At 56.0% G+C, this 10,501-nt stretch carries 9 protein-coding genes; 2 read left to right on the top strand and 7 right to left on the bottom strand.

The features are described 5' to 3' along the window. The 7 genes from DTF_RS0116845 to typA form a co-directional block, all read right to left on the bottom strand. Positions 1 to 1,296, bottom strand: a 1,296-nt coding sequence (locus DTF_RS0116845; RefSeq protein ID WP_226989393.1) for a methyl-accepting chemotaxis protein, incomplete at its 3' end; no start/stop codon positions are given. Positions 1,297 to 1,369: 73 nt separating this feature from the next. Continuing rightward, a complete protein-coding gene (locus DTF_RS0116840; protein ID WP_027716273.1) occupies positions 1,370 to 1,933 on the bottom strand; it encodes a chemotaxis protein CheW in 564 nt (187 codons plus the stop codon). Positions 1,934 to 1,966: 33 nt separating this feature from the next. Further along, complete coding sequence (locus DTF_RS0116835) at positions 1,967 to 2,341, bottom strand: response regulator (RefSeq protein ID WP_027716272.1); 375 nt, start codon at positions 2,339 to 2,341, stop codon at positions 1,967 to 1,969. A 101-nt stretch (positions 2,342 to 2,442) separates the two neighbouring features. Continuing rightward, on the bottom strand, positions 2,443 to 4,617 hold the full coding sequence (locus DTF_RS24125) for a bifunctional diguanylate cyclase/phosphodiesterase (protein ID WP_162148664.1): 2,175 nt from the start codon (positions 4,615 to 4,617) through the stop codon (positions 2,443 to 2,445). Positions 4,618 to 5,093: 476 nt separating this feature from the next. After that, complete coding sequence (gene amrA / locus DTF_RS0116825) at positions 5,094 to 5,648, bottom strand: AmmeMemoRadiSam system protein A (RefSeq protein ID WP_027716271.1); 555 nt, start codon at positions 5,646 to 5,648, stop codon at positions 5,094 to 5,096. Between the two features lie 387 nt (positions 5,649 to 6,035). Beyond that, entirely contained in the window at positions 6,036 to 6,209 is a 174-nt protein-coding gene (locus DTF_RS26695; protein ID WP_155890856.1) for a hypothetical protein, read from the bottom strand. A gap of 336 nt (positions 6,210 to 6,545) precedes the next feature. Continuing rightward, positions 6,546 to 8,357, bottom strand: a complete 1,812-nt coding sequence (gene typA / locus DTF_RS0116810; RefSeq protein WP_027716269.1) for a translational GTPase TypA — start codon at positions 8,355 to 8,357, stop codon at positions 6,546 to 6,548. Positions 8,358 to 8,612: 255 nt separating this feature from the next. On the opposite strand from typA, the gene DTF_RS24120 reads away from it, so the two are divergent. Both DTF_RS24120 and DTF_RS0116800 read left to right on the top strand, forming a co-directional pair. Further along, entirely contained in the window at positions 8,613 to 9,935 is a 1,323-nt protein-coding gene (locus DTF_RS24120; RefSeq protein ID WP_051361411.1) for a M48 family metalloprotease, read from the top strand. Beyond that, complete coding sequence (locus tag DTF_RS0116800) at positions 9,936 to 10,445, top strand: PH domain-containing protein (RefSeq protein WP_027716268.1); 510 nt, start codon at positions 9,936 to 9,938, stop codon at positions 10,443 to 10,445. The last annotated feature ends 56 nt before the right edge of the window (positions 10,446 to 10,501 follow it).

The following is a 10,501-nucleotide window of genomic DNA, read 5'->3' as shown; positions in this document are numbered from 1 at the left end:
CTCGTCGATGATGTCGACGATGCCGCCGATCTTCTGGGAGTTCTCCCCCAGTTCCAGCATCGCCTCGGCGACGCTCTGGACCTGGTTCTTGAGCTTCCCCATTCCGGCGATGGCGTTGTCCACCACCTGGACTCCGTTGTTGCAGGCGGTGCTGGCCTGGGCGGCCTGGGCTTCCACCCGCATGGCGTTTTCCGCCACCTGTTTGGCCGTCACGGCGATCTCCTCGCTGGTGGTGGTCGCCTGCTGCACCGCCGAGGCCTGCTGGGTGGCGCCGGAGGATTGCTGGGCGGAGATGGCCATGATCTCGTTGGCGCTGGAGGAAAGCTGATGAATCGCCTCCTTGACGCTGGCGACCATGCGCTGACTTCGATCAATCTCCCCCTTGAGGTTCTTGACGATGACCTGGGTCATCTTGTTGAAGGCGCTGGCCAGGCGCCCTATTTCGTCATTGGATTCGATTTCGATGGTTTCATCGAGGTGGCCCCCCGCGACCCTCTCCGCCACCCTGGTCACGTTGAGGAGGGGGCGGATTATACGGGCGACCACGAAATAGATGGTGATCGAGGCGAGCAGCAGAACCGCCAGCATGAATAGACCGACCGTCCTGCGCAGTTCGCCGATCGCCTCTTCAATCTCATTCATGGAGAGGCCGATGCGGAAAGCTCCCCAGTGTTCCCCGCGCACGAAAACCGGAGCGGAGATGTCCCACATCGTCTCGCCGGTATCCCTTTTGTATTCCTGGCGCAGGATCTTGTTCCCGTCGTCGCCGTCGTAGCGAGCCGCAGCCAGCCCCACCGGATCATTGAAGATGCGCTTGGTGCGGTTCTGCAATTTGTCGATCTCGGGATCCCCCGTGAGGGGCTGGGAATAGATGGAATTGTGGGTGGGCAGATAACCGTTGCGATCCACCAGCACGGCGAAAGCCACCATGCTGTCCTCCTCGACAAAGGTATCCTCGATCTTCTGTAGGTTTAAATCCAGGTAGGTGTCGTAGATGGTGTGATACTTAGGAATCGCCGCGCCGGCCAGCGGGCCTTCGGTGATCTTCCGGTAGTCGGTGTCGAAAATCTGCTCCTTAAAGAACTGCCCGCTGCTTATGGCGTCCTCCAGGACCTGCTCCATGGTCCTCGCCCCCACCAGCGCCATCGCCCGGGCCTTGGTTAGAAGCTGTCCCCGCAGGACCTCCGCACGCTGTTTGACGAGCAGGATGTTGAATGCTCCCATGATCACCGCCAGGACGATGATGAGAGCGAGAGCGATTTTCATCGATATCCGATTCTTGATCCAGTCGAACATGGCAACTCCCTTTAATAAATCTTGACAGGTAACGGATAACGAGTGACAACCAGCGGCTTCCGCTCGTCACGTTTCACGCGTTATGCGTGCCCTCTCTTTTCTGATCGATCACGAACTCCGAGCGGGACAGGATATGCTCCAGGTTGAGGAGAATCAACAGACCTTCCTCCCCCACCGTCCGTCCCGCAACCGCCTCCCGGGGAAACCCGGCAAACCCCTCCGTACACGGTTCGATCGAATCGACGGCGATGCTTTGGATTCCTTCCACCCGTTCCGCCAGAAGGGCGGTGACCAGCCCGGCAGTCTCCACCACCACCAGCCTCCCGCCGGCAGGGAGATCCTCTCCGGGCAACCCCAGCATTCGACGCAGATCGGTGACCGCCACGATCTCTCCGCGCAGGTTGATGACCCCCCGGATATGGTCGACTACCCTCGGCACGCGGATGAGGCGGGGCATCCGCAGGACTTCGCGGGCTGCCGAGGCGGAAAGACCGTAGCGTTCACCGGCCAGGCGGATCACCACGAAATCGCGGGTTTCAGAAGCCGTGGCCTCTTCGGCCTCCTCGATTCCCCTCCAGTACTCCTCCCGCATTTCCTTAAGAACGTCCTGGATCTGGTAGGTCTGCTGTTTTTTCATGCCGGTCCCCGCAGATGGTTCAATCGATTCGGATCAAGCCGCGAGAATACTTTCCACATGCCGTATCAGGGACCTGCCGTCGAAGGGTTTCAGAACGTATCCGTCCGCTCCGGAATTCCGGGCGAGAATTTCCAGTTCTTCCCGGGGTTTGGTCGACATCAGGAGTATGGGAATGTTGCGGCTTGATTCGCGTTCCTTGAGCAGTCGCACCTTCCGGTCGCCGTTGAGCATAGGCATCATGACATCGATCAGGATCAGATCGGGGCGGCGGGATGAATAGATGTGGCGGTTGGCTTCAATCCCCGAGTCGGCAGTAATGACCTCATAGCCTGCACTTTGCAGGGCATCGGCGGCCACGGCCAGAACCAGCTTGCTGTCGTCGATCACGACGACGCGTTTTGCTGCCATTGATGATTCCTTTTTCATGGATTGTCTCTCGATTCGATTTGAAAAATCAGGTACATGCTCCTGGTTGAGCTGAAATCAGCAGTTGTGCAGGTAAAGGAGATTCATCGGGCGAAAGCACATTGAGTGATTTCGATCGGTGCAGCCTCGTCGCAGCCGGCGCCTTCGTTCATCTGGCGGAGCGCTTCAGCGTCCATCGGAGGGCTGAAAAAGTACCCCTGCAATTCATCGCAGCGGCTGGCCTGCAGGAAGGTTTTCTGGTCATCACGCTGTACCCCCTCGGCCAGAACCTTGATATTGAGGTTGTGGGCCATGGAAATGACGGCGGTAACGATAGCCATGTCGTCCGGGCTGTCGGGTATTTCCATGACGAATGATCGATCGATTTTGAGCATGTCGATGGGAAGGTGCTTAAGGTAGCTCAAGGATGAATATCCGGTTCCGAAATCGTCGACGGAGATATGCACTCCGATCTTTTTCAACCGGGCCAGGGTCTGTATCGCATGGTCGACATCTTTCATGATGACGCTTTCAGTGATTTCCAGGCTGAGATGCTTCGGCTTGAGACCGGTTTCCGAGAGAATATGACGGATCGAATCATAGAGCTCGGGCTTCTGAAACTGGCGGGGAGAGAGATTGACTCCGATTCGCCAGGCCGGGGCTCCTTCATCCTGCAACTTTCTGCCCTGAAGGCAGGCCGTCCGCAAAACCCACTCGCCGAGGGGGATGATCAAACCGGTCTCTTCGGCCAGGGAGATGAAGTTGGCGGGGAAGAGCAAGCCTCGCGTCGGGTGCTGCCAGCGCACCAGCGCCTCGATTCCGATCACTTTCAGGGTGGCAGCGTCTACCTGGGGCTGGTAGTGGAGGACGAATTCATTCTTCGCCAGCGCCTTGCGAAGCTGTCCTTCCGTAAGCATCCGCTCCTCCGCCCGGGTATTCATCTCGGAAGCGAAGAATTGAAGGGTGTTTCGGCCTTTCTCTTTTGCCTGCTGCAGGGCGGTGTCGGCGTTTTTCAACAGAGTGCGGGCATCGGCGCCGTCATGAGGGTAAATGGAGATCCCCAGGCTGGCATTGATCACGACTTCCTGCTCATCGACGGTAAACGGGAGGCTGACCACTTCAAGGAGTCGCTTCGCCAGTTGCGCCGCCGTGCTCTCCTGGTCGATGTCGGGTATCAATAGATTGAAACTGTCGCCGCCCATGCGTGAGATGGTATCGTTTTCGTGCAGAAAGGCGGTCAGCCGTTTGGCAAACATCTGAAGAATCTGATCCCCTCTGGGGTGGCCGAAGGCATTGTTGATCTTTTTGAAATGATCCAGGTCCAGGCAGAACAGGGCGAAACTCTTGTTCACCCGGTGCGAAGCGGCAATTTTCATGTTGATGCGGTCGGTGAAAAGGACCTGGTTGGGCAGGTTGGTCAATGGATCGAAATGAGACAGATATCGGGCGACTTTTTCCGCCTCTTTTCGCGCGGTTATATCGATCATGGTGCCGACGATGCCACCTGTGACTCCATCGGGATTCTTGAAGACGGCTTTTTGGAAAAGGACCTCGCGATTTGTGCCATCGGCATACCGCACCGCGGTTTCGTAACTCTGGCTCCCTCCCTGGCGGAAGAGTGCCTGATCCGCTTCATGGTAAACGGCGGCGAATTCTTCGGGGGAAACTCCGTAGACGGTCTGACCGATGATTTTATTCCGGTCAAGCCCGATAAACCTTTCAAAATTCGTGTTGCAGCCGGTGTAGACGCCTTTTTCATTCTTGAAGAATATCGGAAAAGGGACCGCATCCAGGATCGCCTGGGAACGTCGGCGCTGTGCGAGAAGTTTTTCCTTCAGTATCCGCCGGTCCATTTCGGCGGCGACCCGGGCTGCGAAAAATTTGAGCACTGCCTGAATCACTTCGGGATTTTTGGCCTTTCTGCGGCCCAGTACCGCCATCAACCCTTCAAGCTGCCCCGTAGAGTTGAAAAGCGGCATGCCGAAATAGCATTCCGCGTCCTGGTAAAATACTCCATGCGAAGGGAAATGCTTTTTCAGAGAAGAAGGAACAATGGAGGGTTTTCCCACTTTGATCATCCGCTCACAGGGGGTGCCTTCGACAGAATAGGTCAGGTTTTCACGGGGCTGGTGATCGATGAACAGGGAGGTCGAGCGGATGTGTCCGCCATCGTTATCGAGTCGACCGATGACGAGAAAGTCCATATCCAGGTCGTTCGAAAAGATCTCGTCCAGAGTACGGATGAAATTGTCACCACTTCCCGCGGCAACCGCCATCATCTTCCGGGATAATTTTAATGGGATATCTTTATAGATCATGGTTGATTCGCTCTGGAGCGGGAGATTATTTTTATTTTTGAAACACAATTTATACTAGTGCAGGGTTTCAGGCCGCGGGAGGACTGAACTGGGAATTAGTCTCCGGTTTCCGCGATAACGAATTGAAATGATGAATGAATATTAAATAATTCTTTCGTGCTGAATTTCCGGTGAACCGGTCGCCTTTGAGAGAGGATTCCTGACATGCCGTAGAAAAAAGTAAAGGAGCTGGAATAAATTACAACGATGTTTTATTTTAGTCAAGTTGAAACCGGGAAAACTGCATTTGGGAATAACTCCCTTTCATCACCTGAGCCTATCGGAGTTTCGAAGGGGATAAAAGATATAAAATGGCTTGGAAGATATTTTCTTAAATACAAAAAAGCCCTCGTGAAGAGGGCGTCATCGTCATGGATTGGATTTTGGAGAGGCGATGCTCAGCTTTCTTCTCCGAAAACCTGGGCACTGAAAATATAGATTTCGGCATCATCGGCACGCCAGGCGTCGGTCGGCAGACCGGCCTTGACGCAGGTCTGATTCAGAAAGGTTTCCCGGTCCCAGGAATGTTCGATGGCGACCTGGGGGAGGAGGACGCCCCGATAATAACCTTTTTCGAGATAGATGCCGTGTTTGCCCACCTCGATTTCGGTGATATCCTCAATCTTGTGCAACGGTGTAAGAACGGAGATCTCCAGCGTGAAATCCTGGAGATCCTCTTCTTTCATCGGATAGAAGCGAGGATCCTTGCTGGCCGATGCGACGGCCATCTCAGCAACCTCTCTGAATATTGGAAGCTCGGACTGAAAGTTGCCGATGCAGCCCCTGAGCTGGCCGCTCTGTTTAATGGTGACAAAACAACCGTTGCGGGTGTTGAGGGACATTTCTTCCCTCGGTTCTATGTAGACCTGACCACTTTGAATATGGGTTTCGATCGATTTGCGGGCGATGGAGAGCAGGATGCCCTTTTCCTTAGAAGTCAGCTCCTTTTCCACGAAACCTCCTGTAAGACAAACCATGAATATTGATGCTTCGCAAAAAAACCAAGGTGTGGCGACGCCATGAATATCGGCCCCGGGAATTTTTAGGCCGGCGACGACGCAATACTAGTCGGATTCCTCGTAATTTTCAAGAGATTTGGTTCACGATGGGAGTTAAAAACTGATTATCCTCGGAAGGATCGGTCTCTCCGGTCCTTTTAAGATCGATGAAGGCGCAGGAAGGATTAAAATAAGTCGAAGCTTGGGATTCACGCGGAGGATTGCCCCGGCGCGGGCCGGCAGCAAAGCGATTGCCGACCCGCCGCATGGGGCCGTATTGTAAGAAGTGATCACTTGTGAATCTTGCGGAGGGTAGTGTGCCGCACCCACGCTCCTGAGAACCTACTCGTTGGCCGCAACCGGCGCCGTCGCTCCGTGAATGATGATTTCGCGCTCTCCCTTCACGGCCCATAGAGCGCCGCAGTCGCCGCACTCCTGCAGGTTCTCCGTAAACCCGTCTGAATGAGTGTCAATTTCCACATGGGTTTTGTTCTTGCATATCGGACATTCCATCATCGCCGCTCTCCTCTTTGCTATCTGGTTATAATTACCACAATTGTTTAGAGAATAGGTCTGTCCGAGGCGGATTGCAAGTAAAAAAAGTCGATAAAATAAATACTTAGAATGTTAATGGTTTGCTGTCCATAACGATATTTGATATTTTTTTAAGGGCGGGGATGTCGATTCGGCAATCCTATTCCAAGTTCCCGTAAGCATTATATTTTTTGTGTTTAAAACATATGTACGATTTTTAATTGTATTTGGTCAGACCAGTCCGGTAGATAAAGGGCAGAAATAGAAAAGAGGCTCCTTGAGGGAGCCTCTTTTCATTTCAGCAGAATGTATTGGATCTCAGGCTTTTTTCTTTTCGTGCTTTTTTCGATCATTTGCATCGAGGTACCGTTTGCGCAGCCGGATCGATTTGGGTGTGACTTCGACGAGTTCATCGTCGGCGATGAACTCGAGGGCCTGTTCCAGGGAGAGAATGCGCGGGGGAGAGGTTTTTGTGGAATCGTCGGTGCCTGATGCGCGAACGTTGGTCAGTTTCTTGCCTCTGCAGGCGTTCACCACCAGGTCGTTGTCCTTGGAGTGCTGTCCGATGATCATCCCCTCATAGACGCTGGTGCCTGGACCGACAAAGAGGATGCCTCGGTCCTGGAGATTGAAGAGGGAGTATGACACCGTCTCGCCGGTATCGATGGAGATGAGCACACCGTTCTTACGTCCGGAGATGGGGCCCTTGTAAGGCGCGTACTCGTGGAAGGTATGGTTCATCACTCCGGTGCCCCGGGTGTCGGTGAGAAACTCGGTCCGGAAACCGATCAGGCCGCGGGCGGGGATGATGAATTCGAGACGGTTGGTGCCATCCATCGGCTGCATGGAGACCATTTCAGCCTTGCGGGTCCCGAGCTTCTCGATGACCGTTCCCTGGTGTTCTTCCGGAACATCGATCACCAGATATTCCATCGGCTCGCACTTGACCCCATCGATCTCACGGAAGATGACTTCAGGCTTGGAAACCGAGAGCTCGAAACCCTCGCGGCGCATGTTTTCGATCAGGATCGACAGATGCAGTTCGCCGCGCCCGGAAACCTTAAAGGTATCTGTATTTCCGGTGTCCTCGACGCGCAGGGAGACGTTGGTTCGCAGCTCCCTCATCAGCCGGTCGCGGATGTTGCGGGACGTGACGTATTTCCCCTCCTTGCCGGCGAAGGGGGAATCGCTGACCATGAAATTCATCGACAGGGTCGGCTCGTCGATGGCCATGTAGGGGAGGGGCACCGGATTGTCCGAGGCCGCGAAGGTTTCGCCGATGCCGACCTGATCGAAACCGGCGATGGTGACGATATCGCCGGCGAGCGCCTCGGAGAGCTCCACCTGGCTGAGCCCTTCGTAGCCGAGAAGCTTGCTGATCCGGCCCTTGGTCACCTTGCCGTCCTTGTCGATATGGGCGATGGTTTCCCCTGCCCGGACCTTGCCGCTGAAGATTTTGCCGGTGGCGATGCGGCCGATGTAGTCGTTGTAGGCGATGCTGCTGACCAGCATCTGGAATGAGGCGTCAGGATTCGCTTCGGGCGGAGCGACGCGGGCGGCGATCATTTCGAACAGCGGCTCCAGGTTGTCGGAGGGATCTTCCAGTTCGCGTTTGGCGTAGCCCGATTTGGCGCTGGCGAAGATGATCGGGAAGTCGAGCTGCATCTCGTCGGCATTGAGTTCGCAGAAGAGATCGAATACCATGTCGACGACCGCTTCGGGACGGGCCCCGGGGCGGTCGATCTTGTTGATGACGACAATCGGCTTGATCCCAAGGTCGAGGGATTTCTTGAGCACGAAGCGGGTCTGGGGCATGGGGCCGTCAAAGGCGTCGACCAGCAGGAGGACCGAATCGACCATCTTGAGCACCCGCTCGACCTCGCCTCCGAAGTCGGCGTGCCCGGGGGTGTCGACGATGTTGATCTTGATGCCGCCGTGATGGATGGAGAGATTCTTGGAGAGGATGGTGATCCCCCGCTCCTTCTCCAGGTCGTTGCTGTCCATCACCCGTTCGGTGATGACCTGGTTTTCCCGGAAGACCCCGGACTGCTTGAGCATGGCATCGACGAGAGTGGTCTTGCCGTGGTCGACGTGGGCGATGATGGCGATGTTGCGGATATTCTGAGGCATGGAATTAACTGCTCCTAAAATATAAATGTTGTTCTTTGCTAAACCCACCCATCTTATAGGATGGAACTTTAAATGGCCACAAAAAAATTAAGACCCGGAACGTCTCCTCACACAATGCCAGGAAAGGCGTCTAGCGCCCCCTCCTTGGGGCGAGAGGAAGAACATATTGATTGACGGCATCAATGATGTCGGTCTTGCCAAGTTGTGGAGAACGTTTTAAGATCGGGCAGACTCACCCTGATCGGAGATATCCATATGCCTGTTCGCAGTTCTGTTCGCGGTTTTCACTGCCTTTATTTCCTGCTCGTTCTGTTCCTGCTGTGTGGCGGTTGTTCGGTCAATCCGGCAACCGGAAAGAAGGAGCTGGCTCTTTTTCAGGTGCCGGTCGCCGAGGAAGTCGCCATAGGCGAAAAGACCTTCCCTCGTGCCCTGCAGCAGATGGGGGGCGAATATCCCGATCCCCGCCTCAATGGGTATGTGAACGACGTCGGCCGGCGTCTCGGCCGACTCAGCCAGCGGCCCGACCTCCCCTATACCTTTCGGGTGGTCAACGATTCCACCCCGAATGCCTTCGCTCTTCCCGGTGGGTTCATCGCCATCAGCCGCGGCCTGCTGGTCCATCTGGAGAACGAAGCGCAGCTCGCCGCTGTCCTGGGACATGAAGTCGGTCATGTGGCCGCCAGGCATTCCGTGCAGGGGATGCAGCGTGGGACGCTTTTCAATGCGGCCCTGGCGGTCCTGTCGGGGGTAACCGCGGAGACGGGGTACGGTCCTCTTGCCGAGCAGGCGGGACAACTGACCGCCAGCCTTCTGGAGAACTCCTACAGCCGCGATCAGGAGCGGGAGTCCGACATGCTGGGGATCGACTACATGGTGCGTTCCGGCTACAACCCGACGGGGGCGGTCCAACTTCAGGAATTCTTCTACAGTAAGATAGAGGGGGGGGCGGAGCCTGGCTGGCTCGCCGGGCTCTTCCGCACCCATCCCTTCTCCCGGGACCGGATGCTGGCCAATGAAGATTATATTCGCGTCAATTTTCCGCAGGCCCTGAGAGATCCCCGGCATGAACTGCGCCCCAAGCCGTTCCTCGATGCCACCGCCGGGTTGCGGAAGGTGCAGCCCGCCTATGAGCTGTATGAGCAGGCCCGCCGACTTGAGGCGGGGGACGATCTGGTTGGAGCGATCGAAACCTACCTCCGAGCCCTGGAGATAGCGCCGAACGAGGCGCTGATCTATACCGGCCTGGGACTGGCTTCCATCAAGGCTGGAGATCTGAACCCGGCCCGCCGCTATCTGATCAAGTCCGTGCAACTCGACGGAGATTATTATCAGTCTCATCTCGGACTGGGGTATGTCCACCTGCAGCAGGAAGATGGTGCCGCCGCCGTACAGTCGCTGGAAAGGAGCATGGAGTTGCTGCCCACCTTGCAGGGCGGCTTTCTCCTGGCCGAAGGGAACGAGAAATTGGGGAGGAAGCAGAAGGCCCTGGAGCTGTTTCGAGCCGTGGCCGAGGCCGACCCCAAGGGGAAGCTGGGTCGGACGGCGGCCGAACGGATGCGGACTCTGGAGAGCCGGTAAATGGACTGGTCTTCCTTTCTGGGGGAGGGGGAAACGGTGCGCTGGGAGGGACGGCCTGCGCCGCGGTGTTTCACCTTCCGCAACTGGCGGCATTCCCTGTTCGGCCTCTTCCTTCTGATCATCGCCGTCTATTGGCAGATCGTCGCACTCGAGCTCGCCATGGCCTACGGACTTTCCTTCATCGCCTGGATACCTTTGCCCGTTCTGCTGGCGGCCCTGTATCTCTCCCTCGGTCATCTGCTGCGATCCAGGCTGGAGTGGGAAAGGGTTTTCTACGCCATCACCGACCGGCGCGTCCTGGCTCTCAGCGGGATTCGCCGGCAGCGAGTGAATGCTCTGCCACTGGCACAGGTGACCTATTTCCAACTAAAATATCAGGCTGAGAACCTGGGGACCATCCGCATCCATGGGGATCGTTCATCCAAACCCCTCGTTCTGCACTGTCTGGAGTATCCCCGCAGGGCGACCGATCTGCTGGAGGAGACCGTGACCGTAAAGCGTGATCAGTGAACAGTGATCAGTGACAATAGCGGTTCTCTTTCTATATCACCGGCTTTTAAACCCGT

It is taken from the genome of Desulfuromonas sp. TF (assembly GCF_000472285.1).
In the GTDB taxonomy this organism is placed as follows: Bacteria; Desulfobacterota; Desulfuromonadia; order Desulfuromonadales; family ATBO01; genus ATBO01.
Note: the sequence above shows the minus strand (reverse complement) of the source record. Positions and strands in the feature narration are given on the sequence as shown.

Excerpts from the sequence above, each read along its gene's own strand:
- DTF_RS0116840 (WP_027716273.1), bottom strand. The coding sequence starts at position 1,933 with ATGAAAAAACAGCAGACCTACCAGATCCAGGACGTTCTTAAGGAAATG.
- DTF_RS0116835 (WP_027716272.1), bottom strand. The coding sequence starts at position 2,341 with ATGGCAGCAAAACGCGTCGTCGTGATCGACGACAGCAAGCTGGTTCTG.
- DTF_RS24125 (WP_162148664.1), bottom strand. The coding sequence starts at position 4,617 with ATGATGGCGGTTGCCGCGGGAAGTGGTGACAATTTCATCCGTACTCTG.
- DTF_RS26695 (WP_155890856.1), bottom strand. The coding sequence starts at position 6,209 with ATGATGGAATGTCCGATATGCAAGAACAAAACCCATGTGGAAATTGAC.
- typA (WP_027716269.1), bottom strand. The coding sequence starts at position 8,357 with ATGCCTCAGAATATCCGCAACATCGCCATCATCGCCCACGTCGACCAC.
- DTF_RS24120 (WP_051361411.1), top strand. The coding sequence starts at position 8,613 with ATGCCTGTTCGCAGTTCTGTTCGCGGTTTTCACTGCCTTTATTTCCTG.
- DTF_RS0116800 (WP_027716268.1), top strand. The coding sequence starts at position 9,936 with ATGGACTGGTCTTCCTTTCTGGGGGAGGGGGAAACGGTGCGCTGGGAG.